Consider the following 18,558-nt stretch of genomic DNA (forward strand, 5'->3'; position numbering starts at 1 on the left):
CAAGTGCTTTGCCCGTGCGGTACCGCACGGACGCAACAGGTTTCAACCGGCACGAGGGGCAGCGTCCCCGGCAGGACCCCATGTCGACCGAAGACAGACTGACCATCCGCCCGACCCGTCGTCCCCTGGTCGGGCACGTTGCCCCGCCCGGATCGAAGTCGATCACCAACCGCGCGCTGCTTCTCGCCGGCCTCGCGCGCGGGGTCAGCCATCTCACCGGCGCCCTGAAGAGCGACGACACGCGCTACATGGCCGACGCCTTGCGGGCGATGGGCGTGACGGTCGAGGAGCCGGACGAGACGAGTTTCAGGGTCACCGCGAGCGGCGAATTGCGGCCGCCGGCCGGACCGCTCTTCCTCGGCAATGCCGGCACGGCGACCCGCTTCCTGACGGCCGCCGTCGCGCTGGGCCGGGGCCGCTACGTGATCGACGGCGACGAGCACATGCGCAAGCGGCCGATAAAGCCCCTCGTCGACGCGCTTCGCCGCCTGGGGGTCGAAGTGGCGGCGCCGACCGGATGTCCGCCGGTGACCGTGGACGCCACAGGCCGCTTCGCCGCCGACCGCGTGGTGATCGACGCCGGACTGTCGAGCCAGTACGTTTCGGCGCTGCTGATGGCCGGCGCCTGTGCCAGGGAGCCGTTCGAGATCGAACTCGCCGGCTCAGAAATCGGCGCGCGTGGCTACATCGACCTGACGCTCGCTGCCATGCGCGCCTTCGGCGCGACGATCAGCCAGCCGTCGCCCTCGATCTGGCGGGTCGAACCCACCGGCTACGCCGCGACCGACTATCACGTCGAGCCGGATGCGTCGGCTGCGACCTATCTCTGGGCGGCCGACGTCCTCACCGGCGGGGCGATCGACATCGGCACGCCCGCCGCCGCCTTCACGCAGCCCGATGCCATGGCGCATGCGGTGATCGCCTCGTTCCCGCGAATGCCGGGCGTCATCGACGGGTCGCAGATGCAGGACGCGGTCCCGACGCTCGCCGTCCTGGCCGCCTTCAACGAGACGCCGGTGCGGTTCGTCGGCATTTCCAACCTGCGGGTCAAGGAATGCGATCGCATCCGGGCGCTCTCGACGGGCCTCAACGCCATTCGGCGTGGCCTCGCGACGGAGGATGGCGATGATCTCGTCGTCGCCGCCGACCCGGCGCTCGCCGGGCAACGGCTGCCAGCCGCGATCGACACCTTCGCCGACCATCGCATCGCCATGAGCTTCGCTCTCGCCGGGCTCAGGATCGAGGGGATCACGATCCTCGACCCGAACTGCGTCGCGAAAACCTATCCGGGATACTGGGACGCGCTGGCTTCGCTGGGGGTTGGGCTGGAGCGCGGTTGAGGCCGATCAGGCCGTGCAGGTGGTGGCGCCGGCCGCCCAGCGTGCGACGTCCCGCTCGATACGCGGCGCGAGCGGCGAGGTTGCCAGCGGGCCATAGACCTGGGTCGACGCGCCGTCCGCGGTCACGACCAGTTGCGGCAGGGATTGCGGCTTGCCGCGCGGAATGACCAGCAGCCGGGGCGTGCCCGTGGTGTTGAGCTCGGGGGCGGTGCCGTAGGACCTGAACTCCGCGTCGGGCAGCCAGCAGCGATGCGCCTGCGTGTTGATGCGCTGCAAGGTCGAGACCGAGACCGAGGTGCCGGTCGACCGGGCCGGCGGCGGCGGCGTGGCCGTGCACGACGCGACCAGGAGACCGGCGGCGACCATGGCAAGCAGAGGTGTCACGGACGGCCTTGGGCGCCTCGGCAAATCGGGGGTCATCGTGCGTTTCCACCTGGTTGATTCGATCCGGTCGATCCCGGGAGGTCGTAGAGGACCGTAGCCCGGTTGGAAAGGGACAGCGCGAAAGCGTGACCGTCCGACGGGTGCGGCGGAGATGCCTATTGGCGCCTGCCCACCTGTCTGCGGATGGCCGCCAGGATTTCGGTCTGCAAGGCCTTGTTTCGCGTGACCGTCCAGTGATCGTCACCGGCGCCGGCGATGTCCTTGCGCTTGGAAAGGTCGATGTTGGAAATGCGCTTGCCGAGCTTTGGCGACGTCAGCGGGACGCCGAGATTGTTGCCCTCGAAATGGTAGTTCACATAGCGCCGGACGTTCGGCGTCAGCGGTCCGCCCACAGTGGGATCGATGGTGATCACCAGATCGACGGGGATTCCGTCCGCCGCAAGCAGGGACGATACGGAAAGGGCCGCGTTCGCGCCGAACGAGTGGCCGACGAGGACGACCGGGTTCGGGTGCTTTCCCGCCTTCTTGCTGTCGGCGAGGAGTTGGGCGCGAACCGCGCTCCCCGACATGTGGCCATGCACGATGGACTTCACGCCGGCCTTCGCGAGCTGTTCGGACATCTCGTCGAAACCGGTCGAGAAGACGTTCAGGAATCCGCGGATGAAATAGACATGCGTGACGGGATCGGCCTTGACCCTCGTCTGCCCCCACGCCGGGAGCGCGGCCAGAAGCGCCAATGCGAACGCGAGAAACGGTCCCGCGCGAGCAAAGGCCGCTCGGCTCACGCGGCAATCCCCAATGCGCTCTCGAACAGGGCCCGGCCATCGGCGCCGCCATGGGCGGCTTCGATGAGGTTTTCGGGATGCGGCATGAGGCCGAGGACGTTGCCCCGTTCCGACACGATCCCGGCGATGTCGTTGATCGAACCGTTCGGATTGGTGCCTTCCGCATAGCGGAAGGCGACCTGCCCCTGGCCCTCGATGCGCGCCAGCGTCTCGGCATCGGCGAAGTAATTGCCGTCGTGATGGGCCACGGGGCAGCGGATGATCTGGCCCTGGCTGTAGTTGCGGGTGAAGGCGGTGCCGGCGTTGGCCACTTCGAGCTTCACCTCGCGGCAGACGAATTTCAGCGACGTGTTGCGCATCAGCGCGCCGGGCAGCAGGCCGGCTTCGAGCAGGATCTGGAAGCCGTTGCAGACGCCGAGCACCATCACGCCCTGCCGCGCTTTCTCGGCCACCGCCCTCATGACCGGCATGCGCGCCGCGATGGCGCCGCAGCGCAGGTAGTCGCCATAGGAGAACCCGCCGGGGATGACGATCAGGTCGACCGCGGGGATCTGCGTCTCGGTCTGCCAGACCGTGAGCGGCGCCGTACCGGAAATCCTGGTGAGCGCCGCGATCATGTCGCGGTCGCGGTTGAGGCCCGGAAGCAGGACGACGGCTGATTTCATGGGCGAGAGTTTCCTGGAAAAGCGGCCAATGGCGGGGTGCAAACCGCCTGCCTGTCAAGGTTGGATCGGTCTCTGCGGTTCGGCGAATTCACGCAGATCGAGGCGGCGTTCGATGCGATCGAAACGTTCGTCGTGGCACGCCAACATTCCGTAGATGTCGTGGATGTCGGTCTGCATGCCCATCATCGACAACCTGACCGGCGTGTTTTCTTGCTTCCCTTTAGACAAGCCAGCGTCAAGGCGGTCCATCCGCGGGTGGATCGACTTCATCCGTTCGTAGAGAAGGTCGTTCGTCGCTTCCGCCATGTCCGTCTTTTGCAGCGTCAGGGGATGGCTATACTGTAATTCTCGATCACGGTGTTGGCCAGAAGCTTTTCGCACATGGCCTTCAGGTCGGCCTCGGCCCCGGCGCGGTCGGTTCCCTGGATCTCGACGTCGAAGACCTTGCCCTGCCGCACCGAGCCGACGCCATCGAAACCGAGCGCGCCGAGCGCACCTTCGATCGCCTTGCCCTGCGGGTCGAGAACGCCGTTCTTCAGCGTCACGGTGATTCGCGCCTTGATCACGAGGCCGGTACTCCTGTTCCTGAATCGAGACCGACAGGGCCGCTCAGTGCGGCTTGCCGCGACCCTTGCCGTTGCCGGACGTGACGAGGACGGGACCGCTCGGCTTCGGCGGCTCGTTCTCGTTCATGATGCCCAGCCGACGCGCGACTTCCTGGTAGGCTTCGACGAGTCCGCCCATGTCGCGGCGGAAACGGTCCTTGTCGAGCTTGTCGTTGGTGGCGATATCCCACAGACGGCAGGAGTCGGGCGAGATCTCGTCGGCCACGACGATGCGCATCATGTCGCCCTCGAAGAGACGCCCGCATTCCATCTTGAAGTCGACGAGCTGGATGCCGACGCCGAGGAAGAGGCCCGACAGGAAGTCGTTGACGCGGATGGCGAGCGCCATGATGTCGTCGATTTCCTGCGGTGACGCCCATCCGAAGGCCGTGATGTGCTCCTCCGACACCATCGGGTCGTCGAGCGCGTCGGCCTTGTAGTAGAATTCGATGATCGACCGGGGCAGAACCGTGCCTTCCTCGAGGCCGAGGCGCTTGGCCAGCGAGCCGGCGGCGATGTTGCGCACCACCACTTCGAGCGGAATGATCTCGACTTCCTTGATCAACTGCTCGCGCATGTTGAGACGACGGATGAAATGCGTCGGGATGCCGATTCGGTTCAGGTGCGTGAAGATGTGCTCGGAGATGCGGTTGTTGATGACGCCCTTGCCGTCGATCACCTCGTGCTTCTTCTTGTTGAAGGCGGTTGCGTCGTCCTTGAAGAACTGCACGAGCGTTCCCGGCTCGGGACCCTCATACAGAATCTTGGCCTTTCCTTCGTAGATGCGGCGGCGGCGGTTCATTGAAATGGAGGTCCTTGCAAAAGGAGGGGACCGGAGTCGGGAGCGACGGCAGCGGCCGGAAACGGTATCTCTGCCGCGGTCTGTATCGCAACTGCTCCATCTTCTCAACGTGCAATCGCGGGCCGTCCAACGCTTTGAGCGGGTCAGGGCGCGACAGTTTGCGCGCTGACGGCGGTCATGGCCCGATTCCCTTTGATTTCACTGGCCAGCCACCATATTGAACCACCGAGATTCCACTTTCCCGGAGGTTACGCCATGACCAACATGAACGATCGCAGGGATGCGTTCGAAAGCAAGTTCGCGCATGACGAAGAACTGAAGTTCAAGGCGACCGCGCGCCGCAACAAGTTGCTTGGCCTCTGGGCGGCCGAGAAACTCGGCAAGACCGGCGAGGCCGCCGATGCCTACGCAAAGGAAGTCATCGCCGCCGATTTCGAGGAAGCCGGCGACAACGACGTCTTCCGCAAGGTCCGCAGGGATTTCGACGCGGCCGGCGTCGACCAGTCCGACCACCAGATCCGGCGCACGATGGACGAGCTCCTGGTCGTCGCCGCCGAACAGATTTCGAACGGCTAGCGAACGGCTTCAAGGCGCAAGGAGGTGTCGTCGACACCTCCTTCGGATCGAGGACGCCGCGTTCCGGTCGAGGATGCCGGGCTGACAGGACCAATTGGGGGAGACGACGACATGAACACGCTGATTTCGCGCCTTGCGGCGGGTGAGACCATCTTCACCGCGTGGTCGAGCATCCCCGACGCCCTGACGGTCGAGGCCATGGCCGGCCAGGGCTACGACGCGGTCACGCTCGACATGCAGCATGGCGGTCACCACGAGGACAGCGTGCTCCGGTCGATCCCGGGCATTCTGCGGGCCGGCGCCCATCCGGTCGTGCGCATTCCGGTCGGGCGCTTCGACATGGCCAGCCGAGCGCTCGATTTCGGCGCCGAATCGGTCATCGCCCCCATGATCAACTCGGTCGCCGACGCGCGGGCCTTCGGGGCCGCGATGAAATATCCGCCGCTCGGAGACCGGTCGTGGGGGCCGACCTTCGCGCTTCCGAGAAGCGCCGTTCGCGACCCGCAGGAGTGGCTGCTCAATTCGAATGCCCGGACGCTGGCTTTCGCCATGGTCGAAACGCGGGCGGCGCTGGATGCGCTCGATGGAATTCTGGAGGCGCCGGGCATCGACGGCATCTTCGTCGGTCCGGCCGACTTTTCGATCGCATGGACGGGCGGCGGCTCGATCGATCCGGTCAGGGAAGACATGATGGAAGCCGTCGCCGACATCGCGCGACGCACGCTGTCGGCCGGCAAGGTGGCGGGCATCTACCTCACCAATGTGACCATGGCCGGGCGCTTCGCGAAGATGGGCTACCGGTTCCAGGCGGTGGCTTCGGAACTGCGCGTCATCGCCGCCGGGTCCGCCGCGCTGCTCGGCGACGCGCGCGGCAGCCTGGCATAGGCCGGATGGCCGGCCTCAGAACAGGGCCTCGACCAGCAGCTTTGCGGCAAGGACCGCGAGGATGGCGAGAATGACCCGGTCGAGCGCGAGCGGCGACACGCGGTGCGCGAGCCTGGCGCCCAGAGGCATGGCGAGCGAAACCGGCACCAGCGCGAACAGGCTGTAGAAGATCTCGTTGTCGCGAATCAGCCCGTTCGTCGACGCGATGGCGATCTGAACGACCGAGAATGCGACGAACAGTGACGAAATCGTCGCGATGAAGCTCTCGCGCGGCATGCGAAGCGCGTTGAGGAAGGTAATGCTCACGGGGGCGGAAAGCCCGGCGCCGCCCTGCAGCAAGCCGGCCAGAAGCCCGGCCGGCGCCGAAAGCCATCGCGCGGGGCCCATCGGCAGGCTCCAGTGCGGCCGGGATATCCGCATCGCCACATAGAACAGCACCGCGATCGCGACCCCGAGCGACAGGAGATTCGGATCGAAGGCCTTGAGCGCCATCGTTCCCAGCGCCGCGCCGACGGTTCCCCCGAGGAGCAGGGGGAGCATGAAGGTCCAGTCCAGCACGTGCGCACGAAAGCGGATGGCTTGCCACAGATTGGTGCAGAGGTTCGGAACCAGCATGACGATCACGGCGAAGCGGACGTCGAAAACGGCAGCCAGAGCCGGGATCGCCAGGATCGGCGCGCCCGCGCCGGTTGCGCCCTTCAGCAGTCCGCCCGCGGCGAGACAGGCCACGATGACGGCCAGTTCGGCCACGAAACCTGCGTTCATTTCGGCTGCGCCGTGGAGGAGGGAGCCTGCTCCCGGGCTGCCGCCCTCTCCAGGACCAGATGCTGGATCAGCATGATCGTCTTGGCGTCGATGATGCGGCCGTCGCCGATCGCCGCGAAGGCATCGTCCAGCGAAAGCTCGACGACCTCGATGTCCTCGCCTTCGTCCACGTCGCCGCCACCGGCGGAGATCCGGTCTTGGGGGCTGTATTCGGCGGTGAAGCACCAGAGGCGTTCGCTGACGCTGCCCGGGCTCATGTAGGGACTGAACGCCAGCGCAACGTCGCCCAGCCGATAGCCGAGTTCCTCTTCCGCTTCCTTGCGGATGCAAGTGAGAGGGTCGTCGGCATCGAGCAGTCCGGCGCAGGCTTCGAGCAGGGGCTCGGCATGCCCCGTCATCCAGGCGGGAAACCGGAACTGGCGAACCAGAAGCACCGTCCTGCGCGCGGGATCGAAGGGAAGGATGGCTGCGCCGTGGCCGCGGTCGTAGACCTCGCGCGACTGCGTCTCCCACGTCCCGTCGCGACGCCGGTAGTCGAAGACGTGCTTCTTCAGCACGCCCCAGTCGTCCGACAGCAGTTCCTCCCGGACGAGCCTCAATCGATCCTGCACGCCTGCACTCCCATGCGGTTCGCGCCGAGGAGTAGTCGCCCGGCGGGAATGCCGCAATGGTGCAGAGACCGACACCGCGGGGCCAGGGCCGGCAGGCCCCGCTGCGGCGGCGCGGGTCAGGCCGCCTTGCTGGCCCTGGCGTTCAGCACGTCCTCGGCCTGCCTGCCGGTCAGTTCGGCCATGTGATCGAACGTCGCGCGGAAGCTCGCCACGCCGGCGGTCGCGGAGCGAAGCTCGACGATGAGATCGCCGATCTCGGCTTGCGGAACCATGGCCTCCACCACGTCCCAGCCGTCCCAGCCGGGACGGGCGTCGTAGCCCAGGATCTGGCCGCGCCGCTGCGGCAGGATGGCTGTGACGCGAGCGGTGGCATCGGACGGCGTGAAGACCTCGATCTTCATGATCGGTTCCAGAATCACCGGCGAACAGGCGGAAATGGCCTCGCGCATGGCCAGCCGGGCGGCCATCTGGAAGGCCATGTCCGATGAATCCACCGCGTGATAGGAGCCATCCGAGAGGTTGACCGCGAGGTCGACGAGCGGAAAGCCGAGCGAGCCCGCCTTCAGGAAGTCGCGGACGCCCGCTTCGACCGACGGAATGTACTGCTTGGGGACCACGCCGCCGGTGATGGTGTCGGTGAACTCGAAGCCCGCGCCGCGGGGCAGGGGCCTGATCTCCAGCACGACGTCGCCGAACTGGCCGTGACCGCCCGACTGCTTCTTGTGCCGGCCGCGCTGGACCGCCGGCTTGCGGATGGTTTCCGAATAGGGCACGCCGGGACGCCCGGTCTCGACGCCGATCTGGTACTTGCTGTCCAGCCGCTCGACCGTCACGCGCATGTGCATTTCGCCGTGCCCGGATATGACGGTCTCGCCGGTCTCCTTGTGTTCGATCGTCAGAGACGGGTCCTCCTCCGCGATCCGGTGCAAGGCGACCGACATCTTGACCTCGTCCTTGCGCTCGCGCGGGCGCAAGGCCATCGAATAGACCGGCTCCGGCGCCGGGCGCGTCGGCAGGGCGGCGGCCGGCGGCGTCTTTCCCACGGCAAGCGTGTCGCCGGTGCGGATGTCGTCGAGCTTGCCCAGCGCGACGGTCATTCCCTCTTCGGCCGACGCGAGCTTGGCCTGCTCGCGCCCGAGCAGCCGGTAGAGGCCCGAAACGCGGCCCGTCCGCCCGGCCGCCGCGGTGACGTCGGAGCCGTCCGCGATCGCGCCTCCCAGGACACGCGCCACCGACAATTTGCCGCCATGCGGGGTGTGGAAGGTCTTCATGACCTGAAGGACCGGGGCGGCCGCGTTCCCGAGGCTCAGCCGCCGGCGGTTTTCCGAGACGTCCGGTGCGTCATGGCGGATCGCTTTCAGGAGGCGCAGAATCCCGTTGCCATGTTCGGCCGATCCGATCAGCACCGGAACGACCGCGCCTGCGCGCAAGCCGGCGGCGAGATCGTCGAATATCTCGTCGCGCGGCGGCTCGATCTCCTCGAGCAACTGCTCCATCAGCAGATCGTCGTGGTCGGCCAGCCGCTCGAGCATGGAGAAGCGGGCCTCGATCTCGCGCGCGCGGTCGTCGTCGGGGATCGGCGCGACCTCGCTTTCGGCATGCTCGCGCCAGATGTAGGCGCGCTCCAAGGCGAGGTCGATCGATCCGATGACGATGCCGTTTCGGCGCAGCGGAATCTGGCGCAGCAGCAGCGGCACCGCGCTGGCCGGCTGCAGCATCTTCAAGGTGTCGCGTACCCCCTCGGTCGCCTTGTCGGCCTTGTTGAGGAAGAGCATGCGCGGCACGCCGATCTCGTCCAGCGTCCGCATGACCAGCTGCAGCGCGGGAATCTTCTTCGGATCGGGCTCGACGACCACGATGGCCAGATCACAGGCCGCGAGCACCGGATCGGCCTCGTGGGCGAACTCGATGGAGCCCGGGCAATCGACGAAGGTCAGGCTTTCGCCCATGTATTGCGTGGTGGCGAACGTCGCCTCGACGCTCATCTGGTGGGCGCGGGCCTCCGGCGACGAATCACCGACCGTGCCGCCCGCCCTGACCGCAGCCTGGCGCTGGATGGCGCCCGTCCGGGCCAGGAGGGCCTCGAAAAGCGATGTCTTGCCGCTGGCGAAGGGACCGACAATGGCGATGCATTTCGGTCCCGAACATCTTCCTCCGGCGCGATTTCCCATGGTGAACGGCCTCCTCCTCACACTTTTTTGTGAGCGGCGGCCGGCCTCCCGGCCGTCGCGTGCCGGGCCGTTTCGCCCGGCTGAGGCCATCGTCCCACGGCTTCCACGCACTGGCAAGGTGATTCGGGGCCCTCGGCGGCGGCGACGGCGGCATCGCTGCCCGGCCTTTCCCGCCGCAGGGGAGGCGGTCCGCTTTATGAAAACTTAACCCTGACGCCGCAATTCATTATAGTGCCGACGAGGCGACCTCGGTCGGCGACGCGCGGCCCGGGGCAACCCGCCGCAGGGCGCGGCCGGCGCCAGGACCAGGGATGCCGCGACGCGGCGGGAGCAGTGGACATCCGATGACCTTCAAGACGCGAAAGACGATCGTTCCGGCCCTCATCCTTGGAACGCTGATGGGCGCCGCAGCGACGCCCGCCCATGCGGACAACCTGTTCAAGATGCTGTTTGGCGGCGGCATCCAGCAGCGGGAGGCGCGGGAGCGCCGCGATACGCTGGAGCGGCGTCCGCAAGCCGTCCCGGCCGCCGTTCCGGCGCCGGCGCCGGTGGTGAAGATCGCCGCGCCCAGCTATCGCGCCTACAAGGCCGATGCCCTCGTCAACGTGTCGTTCCGCGGCCTTCTCGATGCGCCGCGCACCATTTCCGCCGAGCCGTCGCCGAACGGAACCGCCTTCGTCGACGCCCTGGCCGGGCTGGAGGATTTCGAACTGGCGGCCGAGAAGCAGATCGCCGCCGCCATCGAAGGCTATTACGCGGCGCACGAGACCTTCATCTGGGTCACCGGCACGAGCGTCAGCGCCCGCGCGGTCGAGGTTCTGCGCGTGCTTGGCGAGGCGGCGAGCTACGGTCTCGATCCCCTCGACTACGTCGTGACGCCGCCGTCGCCCGGCGACCATGCAGACGACCTCCAGGCGCGCCATCGCGCGCTGATCCGCTTCGAGATGGCCATGTCGGCCCGCACCCTGCGTTACGTGCGGGATGCGTTCGGCGGCCGGATCGATCCGAACCGCATGTCCGGCTATTATGATTTTCCCGAAAAGCCGCTCGACCTGCAGGCCGTGCTCGGGCGCCTGGCGAAAACGCAGGACGTGCGGACCTATCTGGAGTCCCGCCACCCGCAGAACGAACGCTACCAGGCCTTGCGGGCCGAGCTCGAAGTGCTGAGGGCGAGCCAGGAAAACGACATCGTCATCGATTCGAAGCTGCTGCTGAAGCCGGGCGGCGCCAGCGCGGAACTGCCGAAGCTGCTGCAGCTGTTCGCTCGCGAGACCGACGACGCGTTTCGCGCCCAGCATGCAGAGACGTTGGCGGCTCATGCCGATTCCGAGACCTACGGCCCCGAACTGGTCGATCTCGTCAAGGCGGCGCAAGGTTTCAAGGGGCTTTCCGCCGATGGCGTGATCGGGCCGCGCACGGTGGCGGCGTTCGCGGGGGTGACCAAGGCCGATCGTATCGCCAAGGTCGAGGTGGCGCTGGAACAGCTGCGCTGGCACCCGTCCGACCTCGGAAGCCCGCGCGTTTTCATCAACCAGCCGGCCTTCACCGCGACCTACAACGAAGGCGGCGAGGATCGGCTGTCCATGCGCGTGGTGGTCGGCAAGGTGTCGAACCAGACGAGCTTCTTCTTCGACGAGATCGAGCGGGTCGAATACAATCCCTACTGGGGCGTGCCGCAGTCGATCCTCGTCAACGAGATGCTGCCGCGGCTTCGCCAGGATCCCGGCTACCTCGATCGCTCCGGCTACGAGGTGACCGACGCGAAGGGCAAGCGCATCTCCTCCTCGTCGATCAACTGGTCCCAGTATGGTGGCCGGGTTCCGTTCAACGTTCGCCAGACGCCGAGCGAAGCCAATGCCCTGGGCGAGCTGAAGATCATGTTCCCCAACAAGCACGCGATCTACATGCACGACACGCCGTCGAAGAGCCTGTTCCAGCGCGACGTCCGCGCGTTCAGCCATGGCTGCGTGCGCCTGTCGGATCCCCGGGCCATGGCGGCGGCCTTGCTGGAAAAGCCGGTCGACCATGTGGCGGCCAAGATCCGCGCGGGCCATTCGTCGGAAAAGGTGACCCGCAAGATCCCGGTCTACGTCGCCTATTTCACGGCCTGGCCCGACCAGGGCGGCAAGGTCGAGTATTTCGACGACGTCTACGACCGCGACTCCCGGCTGATCAAGGCGTTCGAGGTGACCTCGACAATGCGCGCGCCGACGAGCTGACGGCTTCGCCGTCAGCCTGGCGCGGTCATGCGCCGCGCCAGTTCCGATCCGAAGGCCGCGAGGTCCAGCTTCTTGCGCAAGGTCGACTGACAGTCGATGAAGCGGAAGGCGACGTTGTTGACCACCATCATCTTGTCGCCTTCGCGCACCGCGTCGTCGATGGGGGCGTGCTGAAGGATGGTGAGAGCCGTGGCGATGGAAATGGCGTCGGGCTTCAGGGGCGGCTTTTCCATGTAGACCGCCAGGCGGGCGTCGAACCCCGCCACGACGTCGTCCCAGCCTTTGCCGACCCGGTGCTCCGGCATCTCCTCGCTGGCGAGAACCTCCCTGTAGAGCGTGGCAAGTCCCGCCGCGCGCAGCCGTGGATCGGCGGGGAGGGACGGCCGCAGCTCCGATTCGAGAATCAGGATCAGGTCCTGTACGGCGACGGCGAAGGCCTCCCATTTGCAGATCTGCAGCGCGAAGCCGAAATCGGGATCGCTGAACAGCCGGGGACCCGCGAGCAAGGTGCGGGCCCGCAGGTACGAATAGCTCGCACCCTGGGCCAGAAAGGCGGCTCCGGCGCGAATCGCTTCGACCGATGACGGCCAGTCCGACGTTCGACGCTTCGGCAGGATCGCTCCGATAAGGTCTAGCAACGCATTCACTCCCATCATCGGCAAGTACCGCCGACCCTCGACTTAGCCTTTAGGATAAAGGCCGCCATTGACATTTGACTAAACAGGATGGCTGCGCAACTATCCCTTCGGAGCATTTCCTCGAGTCACCTTTGCAGGCAAGGATGAGTGGGCCGGGCTATTTCAAGCCGGGTCCAGCGGAGGAGTGTGTTCCGATCGATACCTGCACCATCAGGTATCGGCATACCGTTTTCGCTGTACTTTTTTGGGAGGGAAGGACGTGTCCGACAAGCTGCCGCGTGAAGTGGCGGAGGCGCACTGGGGAAAGACGCGCAATCTGATGATTGTGACGCTGACCATCTGGGCGATCTTCAGCTTCTTCATCCACATGTTCGTGACGGCATTGAACAATGTCGTCATCCTGGGTTTCCCGCTCGGCTTCTACATGGCCGCGCAGGGCTCGCTCATCATCTTCGTCGTGCTGATCTTCTGGTTCTCGCACCGGCAGAACGCCATCGACGAGGAATTCGGCGTGGCCGAGGACTGAGGGAGGATCACCATGGCACTTACAATGAAGGGTGATTTCACCGACAACCTCGGCAAGATCTACGGGATCTATGTCGGCGGCTTTGCCGCTTTCGTCGTGCTGATGGCCGTCTTGGCACAGCTCGGCGTTCCGGACCGTTTCATTCTCTGGTCCTACATGGCGGCGACGATCGCCATCTATGCCTTCATCGGCATCATGTCGCGCACGGCCCAGGTGTCGGAATACTACGTCGCGGGACGCTCTGTTCCGGCCGTGTACAACGGCATGGCGACCGGCGCGGACTGGATGTCGGGCGCGAGCTTCGTCGGCATGGCCGGCACGCTCTTCGTGCTCGGCTATGACGGCCTCGCCTTCGTGCTGGGCTGGACCGGCGGCTACGTGCTCGTGGCGGTGCTCCTGGCGCCCTACCTGCGCAAGTTCGGCGCCTACACCGTCCCGGACTTCCTGGGAACCCGCTACGGCGGCAACCCGGCGCGCCTGGTCGGCATCATCGTCCTGTTCGCCTGCTCCTTCACCTACATCACGGCGCAGGTCTACGCTTCGGGCATCATCGCCTCGCAGTTCCTTGGCATCGACTTCGAATGGGCGGTGTTTGCGGGTCTCGCGGGCATTCTCGTCTGCTCGATGCTCGGCGGCATGAAGGCCGTGACCTGGACGCAGGTGGCGCAGTACATCGTGCTGATCGTCGCCTACCTGCTGCCGGCCATCTGGATGTCGACGGTGCAGTTCGGCATTCCGATCCCGCAGCTGACCTATGGCGGCGCGCTGTCGCAGATCGCCGAATACGAGGCGATCCTGGGCGTGGTGAAGAGCCATGTCGTGCCGTTCCAGACCTACAGCCCGATGGACTACTTCTTCCTCATCTTCTGCCTGATGGTCGGCACCGCGTCGCTGCCGCACATCCTGATGCGCTTCTTCACGACCCCCACGGTCCGTGAGGCACGCAAGTCCGTCGGCTGGTCGCTGTTCTTCATCTTCCTGCTGTACTTCACGGCTCCGGCCTACGCAGCCTTCTCGAAGATGAACCTCATGAGCCTGTTCGCGGGCGCCGAGGGCAACCTGCTCGCCTACAGCGCCATCCCGCAGTGGATGATCAACTGGGGCTCCATCGCCGGACACCAGCTGGTGACGATCTGCGGCGTCAAGGCCGAGACGGTGGCCGCCATCCAGGCCGCCTGCGAAGCCAAGGGCTTTGCGGCCGGCTTCCCCTATGCCGAACTGCGGCTCAACAACGACATGATCGTGCTTTCGACCCCGTCGATCGCCGGCATGCCGATCTGGGTCGTGGGTCTGGTCGGCGCCGGCGGCTTCGCGGCCGCCCTGTCGACGGCCGACGGCCTGCTGCTGGCCATCGCCAACGCGCTCTCGCACGACGTCTACTACAAGATGATCGATCCCAAGGCCGACTCCAAGCGTCGCCTGATGGTGTCGAAGATCCTGCTGGTGGTCGTCGCCCTCGCGGCAGCGTTCCTGGCGCGCACCAAGCCATCGGACATCCTGTCCATGGTGTCCTGGGCGTTCTCCATCGCCGCGGCCGGCCTGTTTGCGCCGCTGGTGCTGGGGGTGTGGTGGAAGCGGACGACCAACATCGGCGGCATCGCCGGCATGGCCGCCGGCTTCCTGGTGACGATGTACTACCTGATCGGCAACGTCTACGGCTTCGACCTGGTCAAGGGCACCGGCGACGAGATCTCGTGGTTCGGCGTCCAGTCGATCTCGTCGGGCATCTTCGGCGTGCCGGTGGCCTTCATCGTCACCTACGTGGTCTCGATGATAACGCCAGCGCCCAGCGAGGAGATGCAGGACTTCGTCGACCGTCTGCGATTGCCGAAAGGCGGCAACATGATGGTTCAAACGCACTGACGAACCCGCTACAAGACTGAACGCAGGGCCCCCGGGCCCTGCGTTTCGTTTCTGGCTCCACGGAAATCGATCATGAATCAGGCTTCGGCCCTCACCGGCCTTCTCATTCTGGTGGCGACCTATCTCATCGCCGTCGTCACCTTCATCCTGGGGGGCGCGCCGCAAGCGGTGGCCGTCTATCTCGGCGGCACCTATGCGCTGACCGCGCTGGCCGCCTTCCTGTTCTCGCGCGGGCTGCTGGAGTTCTTCGTCGGCATGGACCGGGACATCGTGTTCTTCGTGGTGCTGAAGCGCGTGACCGACCCGCTGCTGGCGCTGACCGAGCCGCTGACGCCCGGCTTCCTGCTGCCCTTCGCGGTGGCGCTCTACTCCGCCTTCCTGTTCTTCTTCCTGAAGCTCGTCCTGTTCGGCGACGCTTTCCTCGGCGTGCCGCCGCTGTTCATCCCGATCTACCTGTCGATCGTCACGCTGTTTTGAACGGCCGAGATGCATGAGGCAGGCCGTTGATGCTATGGTGACGCCGTTGGGGCAGGCGGAGATGGCTCGTGGACCAGATCAGGCGTCTCGCAGGGTTTTCCGTCCTGAGGGCATCCGGTTTCTCGGGCATCGCCATCCTGATGGTGATGATGGGCACCGCCCACGACGCCGCGCTCTGCCTGCGCTTCGGAGCCGGCGGCTTCTTCGCCCTGTCGCTCGCGATGGCGACCTATGCCCGGTTCTACCACCGCCGCGGACGCGTGGAGGAGACCGAGGTCTGGATCATGCTTCCCGAGGCGGATCGGCCGACGAAGCCCGTCGCCCGAACCCTGATCGTCGCCGCCATGCGTGAACAGCTCGCCCAGAAGGCGCTGTGGTGGCTGTTTGCGGCGCTCGGCCTGTGGACCGCTTCGGCGGTGGTGGCCATGACGCGCGGCTGAGGCGTTCGCAGCGAGACGCCGCGCATCGATGGCGGCCGGGGCGTCGGCGGTCGACGCCCGAAGGCTGATGCCACCTTGAGCCGCCCGGCGGTTGACCATAAGAAGAGAGACGTTCGTCTCGGGGGAAAACGCTCCATGTTCAAGAAGATCCTCATCGCCAACCGGGGCGAGATCGCCTGCCGCGTCATCAAGACCGCCCGCAGGATGGGGATCGCCACCGTCGCGGTCTATTCGGACGCCGATCGCGACGCCGTGCATGTGGAGATGGCCGACGAGGCGGTGCACATCGGTCCGGCGGCGGCGGCGCAAAGCTATCTCGTCGCCGATCGCATCATCGCCGCCTGCAAGGCGACCGGCGCCGAGGCCGTGCATCCCGGCTACGGCTTCCTGTCGGAGCGCGCCTCCTTCTGCGCGGCGCTGGAGGCGGAAGGGATCGTCTTCATCGGCCCGAAGCCGAAGGCGATCGAGGCCATGGGCGACAAGATCGAATCGAAGAAGTTCGCCAACGCGGCGAAGGTCTCCACCGTGCCGGGTTATCTCGGCGTGATCGACGACGCCGACCACGCCGTGGCGATCGCCTCCGAGATCGGCTACCCGGTGATGATCAAGGCCTCGGCAGGCGGCGGCGGCAAGGGCATGCGCATCGCCTGGAACGAGGCGGAGACGCGCGAGGGCTTTCAGTCGTCGAAGAACGAGGCGAAATCCTCCTTCGGCGACGACCGGGTCTTCATCGAGAAGTTCGTCGTCGACCCGCGCCACATCGAGATCCAGGTGCTCGGCGACGCGCATGGCAACGTCGTCTATCTCGGCGAGCGCGAATGCTCGATCCAGCGCCGCAACCAGAAGGTCGTGGAGGAGGCACCGTCGCCCTTCCTCGACGCGGCGACGCGGCGGGCGATGGGCGAGCAGTCGGTGGCGCTGGCCAAGGCCGTCGATTACCAGAGCGCCGGCACGGTCGAGTTCATCGTCGACAAGGACCGCAACTTCTACTTCCTGGAGATGAACACGCGGCTCCAGGTCGAGCATCCGGTGACGGAGCTGATCACCGGCATCGACCTCGTCGAGCAGATGATCCGCGTGGCCGCCGGCGAACGGCTGGCGATCCGCCAGGAGGACGTCAGGCTCGACGGCTGGGCGGTGGAGAGCCGGCTCTACGCCGAGGATCCCTATCGCGGCTTCCTGCCGTCGATCGGCCGGCTGACGCGCTACCGCCCGCCGGCGGAAGGCCGTTTCGGCGCGGTCGTCGTCCGCAACGACACGGGCGTCACCGAGGGCGCCGAGATCTCGATGTACTACGATCCGATGATCGCCAAGCTCTGCACCTGGGCGCCGACCCGCATCGAGGCGATCGATGCCATGTCGGATGCGCTCGACAGCTTCGTGGTCGACGGCATCGAGCACAACATTCCCTTCCTCGCCGCCCTGATGCAGCATCCGCGCTGGCGCGAGGGCCGGCTGTCCACCGCCTTCATCGCCGAGGAATATCCGGACGGGTTCGAGCCGATCGTGCCGTCGCCGGACGACAAGCCGGTGCTGGCCGCGCTGGCGCTCGCGGTCGAGTTGCTGCGCAAGGACCGGCTGGACCGGCTGCCGGGACGCCTGGCGCCGCATTCCGGCGCGCTGAAGCCGGACTGGGTGGTGCGGATCGGCGAGGACTACCTCGCCATGAAGGTCACCGAGGGGATGATCTCGATCCCGCTGGAGATGGACGTCGAAGTGGATGGAGGCGCGCCGATCACCGTGTCCTCGAGCTGGAGGCCCGGCGAACCCGTCTGGAAGGGAACGATCGGCGGCCGCCCGGTGTCGGCGCAGCTGCGGCCGGTTCCGAACGCGCTGCGGATCGCCTGGAAGGGCATGTCGGTGACGGCCCGCGCGATGCTGCCGGGCACCGCCGCGCTCGATCGCCTGATGCCGGTCAAACTGCCGCCGGACACGTCGCGGCTCCTGCTCTGCCCGATGCCGGGCATGGTGGTCTCGATCGCCGTCGCCGAAGGCCAGGAGGTCAAGGCCGGCGAAACGCTGGCCGTGGTCGAAGCCATGAAAATGGAGAACGTCCTGCGCGCCGAGCGCGACCTGACGGTGGCCAGGATCAATGCCAAGCCGGGCGAGAGCCTGGCGGTCGACGCGGTCATCATGGAATTCGCCTGACCGGCTCCGGCGCCGCCCATCCCGCCGGTCACTCCGGCGGAAAGCGCGGCGTTTCCCTGTCGGGTGGCCCGTCTCGACCATGAAAAAACCCCGGGCGATCCACCCGGGGTTTTTTGATGTCGTCCGGCGGGCGGGGCTGGCGCCCGCGCCCTCGCGCCGGATCAGCGCAGTCGGCCGCTCGCATGCGCCAGCAGGGTGTAGACCTTGCCGGTGTCCGAGGTCAGGTAAGTCTGGGTGACCGTCTGGTCGCGATCGCTGCGCGCCACGTCCTGCAGCAGCTTCTCGAAATCCTCGCAGTAACGATCGACCGCGGTGCGGAACTCCGCGTCGGACTGATACTTGCGGCGGATCTCGTCGAAGGTCTGCTGGCCCTTCAGCGTGTAGAGACGGCGCGAGAAGACGTTGCGTTCGCCACGACGATAGCGCTGCCAGAGCTCCACCGACGCCTCGTGGTCGATCGCCCGCGCGATGTCCCCCGACAGCGAGTTCAGCGATTCCATCACGTTCGCCTGCGGACGAGCGGGCTGCGCCGGCGCTGCCGCCGCCGCGGGAGCGGCCTTGGCGGGCGCCTCGTCCTGCGAGGCCCTTCGAAGCAGGTTCTGCACCCATCCGTCCTGCTGGCCGGCGTCGCGGGCCGCCGGAGCGGCCGCAGGGGCCG

At 66.5% G+C, this 18,558-nt stretch carries 19 protein-coding genes and 1 pseudogene; 9 read left to right on the forward strand and 11 right to left on the reverse strand.

All coding sequences use genetic code 11. The annotated features are described in order from the left end of the window. The first annotated feature begins 80 nt into the window (after window positions 1-80). Window positions 81-1,340: a 3-phosphoshikimate 1-carboxyvinyltransferase gene (locus tag EJC49_RS23440; protein ID WP_126702357.1), complete on the forward strand. Its 1,260-nt coding sequence runs from the start codon at window positions 81-83 to the stop codon at window positions 1,338-1,340. A gap of 6 nt (window positions 1,341-1,346) precedes the next feature. On the opposite strand, the gene EJC49_RS23445 is transcribed toward EJC49_RS23440, so the two are convergent. The 6 genes from EJC49_RS23445 to purC form a co-directional block, all read right to left on the reverse strand. Further along, complete coding sequence (locus tag EJC49_RS23445) at window positions 1,347-1,724, reverse strand: hypothetical protein (RefSeq protein ID WP_126702358.1); 378 nt, start codon at window positions 1,722-1,724, stop codon at window positions 1,347-1,349. A gap of 155 nt (window positions 1,725-1,879) precedes the next feature. Next, window positions 1,880-2,509: a hypothetical protein gene (locus EJC49_RS23450; RefSeq protein ID WP_126702359.1), complete on the reverse strand. Its 630-nt coding sequence runs from the start codon at window positions 2,507-2,509 to the stop codon at window positions 1,880-1,882. Continuing rightward, entirely contained in the window at window positions 2,506-3,174 is a 669-nt protein-coding gene (gene purQ, locus EJC49_RS23455; protein ID WP_126702360.1) for a phosphoribosylformylglycinamidine synthase subunit PurQ, read from the reverse strand. The genes EJC49_RS23450 and purQ overlap by 4 nt, the downstream gene beginning before the upstream one ends. A gap of 54 nt (window positions 3,175-3,228) precedes the next feature. Continuing rightward, complete coding sequence (locus EJC49_RS23460) at window positions 3,229-3,480, reverse strand: hypothetical protein (RefSeq protein WP_126702361.1); 252 nt, start codon at window positions 3,478-3,480, stop codon at window positions 3,229-3,231. A 17-nt stretch (window positions 3,481-3,497) separates the two neighbouring features. After that, window positions 3,498-3,740, reverse strand: a complete 243-nt coding sequence (gene purS, locus EJC49_RS23465) for a phosphoribosylformylglycinamidine synthase subunit PurS (protein ID WP_126702362.1) — start codon at window positions 3,738-3,740, stop codon at window positions 3,498-3,500. Between the two features lie 43 nt (window positions 3,741-3,783). Next, window positions 3,784-4,581 (reverse strand): phosphoribosylaminoimidazolesuccinocarboxamide synthase, encoded by a 798-nt coding sequence (purC, locus tag EJC49_RS23470; protein WP_126702363.1) that lies wholly within the window; start codon window positions 4,579-4,581, stop codon window positions 3,784-3,786. Between the two features lie 255 nt (window positions 4,582-4,836). Between purC and EJC49_RS23475 the strand changes: the two genes are divergently transcribed. Further along, window positions 4,837-5,157 (forward strand): DUF1476 domain-containing protein, encoded by a 321-nt coding sequence (locus tag EJC49_RS23475; RefSeq protein ID WP_126702364.1) that lies wholly within the window; start codon window positions 4,837-4,839, stop codon window positions 5,155-5,157. A 111-nt stretch (window positions 5,158-5,268) separates the two neighbouring features. Continuing rightward, window positions 5,269-6,042 (forward strand): HpcH/HpaI aldolase family protein, encoded by a 774-nt coding sequence (locus EJC49_RS23480; protein WP_126702365.1) that lies wholly within the window; start codon window positions 5,269-5,271, stop codon window positions 6,040-6,042. Window positions 6,043-6,057: 15 nt separating this feature from the next. Here EJC49_RS23480 and EJC49_RS23485 read toward each other — a convergent pair whose 3' ends face one another. The 3 genes from EJC49_RS23485 to EJC49_RS23495 form a co-directional block, all read right to left on the reverse strand. After that, window positions 6,058-6,807: a sulfite exporter TauE/SafE family protein gene (locus tag EJC49_RS23485; RefSeq protein ID WP_126702366.1), complete on the reverse strand. Its 750-nt coding sequence runs from the start codon at window positions 6,805-6,807 to the stop codon at window positions 6,058-6,060. Beyond that, complete coding sequence (locus EJC49_RS23490; RefSeq protein WP_126702367.1) at window positions 6,804-7,418, reverse strand: NUDIX domain-containing protein; 615 nt, start codon at window positions 7,416-7,418, stop codon at window positions 6,804-6,806. The genes EJC49_RS23485 and EJC49_RS23490 overlap by 4 nt, the downstream gene beginning before the upstream one ends. Before the next feature lie 116 nt (window positions 7,419-7,534). Beyond that, window positions 7,535-9,589 (reverse strand): elongation factor G, encoded by a 2,055-nt coding sequence (locus EJC49_RS23495; RefSeq protein ID WP_126702368.1) that lies wholly within the window; start codon window positions 9,587-9,589, stop codon window positions 7,535-7,537. A 344-nt stretch (window positions 9,590-9,933) separates the two neighbouring features. On the opposite strand from EJC49_RS23495, the gene EJC49_RS23500 reads away from it, so the two are divergent. Further along, window positions 9,934-11,808: a L,D-transpeptidase family protein gene (locus EJC49_RS23500; RefSeq protein ID WP_126702369.1), complete on the forward strand. Its 1,875-nt coding sequence runs from the start codon at window positions 9,934-9,936 to the stop codon at window positions 11,806-11,808. A gap of 11 nt (window positions 11,809-11,819) precedes the next feature. Here the strand turns inward: EJC49_RS23500 and EJC49_RS23505 are convergent, their stop codons facing one another. Next, complete coding sequence (locus EJC49_RS23505) at window positions 11,820-12,464, reverse strand: hypothetical protein (RefSeq protein ID WP_210211853.1); 645 nt, start codon at window positions 12,462-12,464, stop codon at window positions 11,820-11,822. Window positions 12,465-12,705: 241 nt separating this feature from the next. Between EJC49_RS23505 and EJC49_RS23510 the strand changes: the two genes are divergently transcribed. From EJC49_RS23510 to EJC49_RS23530, 5 genes are all read left to right on the forward strand, one after another. Further along, a complete protein-coding gene (locus tag EJC49_RS23510; RefSeq protein ID WP_245453537.1) occupies window positions 12,706-12,972 on the forward strand; it encodes a DUF4212 domain-containing protein in 267 nt (88 codons plus the stop codon). A gap of 12 nt (window positions 12,973-12,984) precedes the next feature. Then, window positions 12,985-14,835 carry a sodium:solute symporter family protein gene (locus tag EJC49_RS23515; protein WP_126702371.1) on the forward strand — a complete coding sequence of 617 codons (1,851 nt, stop codon included), beginning with the start codon at window positions 12,985-12,987 and terminating at the stop codon, window positions 14,833-14,835. Window positions 14,836-14,907: 72 nt separating this feature from the next. Next, the gene (locus tag EJC49_RS23520) at window positions 14,908-15,312 is read left to right on the forward strand and encodes a hypothetical protein (protein ID WP_126702372.1); all 405 of its coding nucleotides are present in this window, start codon (window positions 14,908-14,910) and stop codon (window positions 15,310-15,312) included. 68 nt (window positions 15,313-15,380) lie between these two features. Then, window positions 15,381-15,752, forward strand: a complete 372-nt coding sequence (locus EJC49_RS23525) for a hypothetical protein (RefSeq protein WP_126702373.1) — start codon at window positions 15,381-15,383, stop codon at window positions 15,750-15,752. A gap of 135 nt (window positions 15,753-15,887) precedes the next feature. After that, window positions 15,888-17,900, forward strand: a complete 2,013-nt coding sequence (locus EJC49_RS23530; protein WP_126702374.1) for an acetyl-CoA carboxylase biotin carboxylase subunit — start codon at window positions 15,888-15,890, stop codon at window positions 17,898-17,900. Between the two features lie 161 nt (window positions 17,901-18,061). Here the strand turns inward: EJC49_RS23530 and EJC49_RS23535 are convergent. Further along, a pseudogene (locus EJC49_RS23535) lies at window positions 18,062-18,558 on the reverse strand (hypothetical protein); the annotation flags it as partial.

This window comes from Aquibium carbonis (assembly GCF_003970795.1).
GTDB classification, from domain to species: Bacteria; Pseudomonadota; Alphaproteobacteria; order Rhizobiales; family Rhizobiaceae; genus Aquibium; species Aquibium carbonis.

Excerpts from the sequence above, each read along its gene's own strand:
- EJC49_RS23440 (WP_126702357.1), top strand. The coding sequence starts at position 81 with ATGTCGACCGAAGACAGACTGACCATCCGCCCGACCCGTCGTCCCCTG.
- purQ (WP_126702360.1), bottom strand. The coding sequence starts at position 3,174 with ATGAAATCAGCCGTCGTCCTGCTTCCGGGCCTCAACCGCGACCGCGAC.
- EJC49_RS23460 (WP_126702361.1), bottom strand. The coding sequence starts at position 3,480 with ATGGCGGAAGCGACGAACGACCTTCTCTACGAACGGATGAAGTCGATC.
- purC (WP_126702363.1), bottom strand. The coding sequence starts at position 4,581 with ATGAACCGCCGCCGCCGCATCTACGAAGGAAAGGCCAAGATTCTGTAT.
- EJC49_RS23475 (WP_126702364.1), top strand. The coding sequence starts at position 4,837 with ATGACCAACATGAACGATCGCAGGGATGCGTTCGAAAGCAAGTTCGCG.
- EJC49_RS23480 (WP_126702365.1), top strand. The coding sequence starts at position 5,269 with ATGAACACGCTGATTTCGCGCCTTGCGGCGGGTGAGACCATCTTCACC.
- EJC49_RS23485 (WP_126702366.1), bottom strand. The coding sequence starts at position 6,807 with ATGAACGCAGGTTTCGTGGCCGAACTGGCCGTCATCGTGGCCTGTCTC.
- EJC49_RS23495 (WP_126702368.1), bottom strand. The coding sequence starts at position 9,589 with ATGGGAAATCGCGCCGGAGGAAGATGTTCGGGACCGAAATGCATCGCC.
- EJC49_RS23500 (WP_126702369.1), top strand. The coding sequence starts at position 9,934 with ATGACCTTCAAGACGCGAAAGACGATCGTTCCGGCCCTCATCCTTGGA.
- EJC49_RS23505 (WP_210211853.1), bottom strand. The coding sequence starts at position 12,464 with ATGATGGGAGTGAATGCGTTGCTAGACCTTATCGGAGCGATCCTGCCG.
- EJC49_RS23515 (WP_126702371.1), top strand. The coding sequence starts at position 12,985 with ATGGCACTTACAATGAAGGGTGATTTCACCGACAACCTCGGCAAGATC.
- EJC49_RS23520 (WP_126702372.1), top strand. The coding sequence starts at position 14,908 with ATGAATCAGGCTTCGGCCCTCACCGGCCTTCTCATTCTGGTGGCGACC.
- EJC49_RS23530 (WP_126702374.1), top strand. The coding sequence starts at position 15,888 with ATGTTCAAGAAGATCCTCATCGCCAACCGGGGCGAGATCGCCTGCCGC.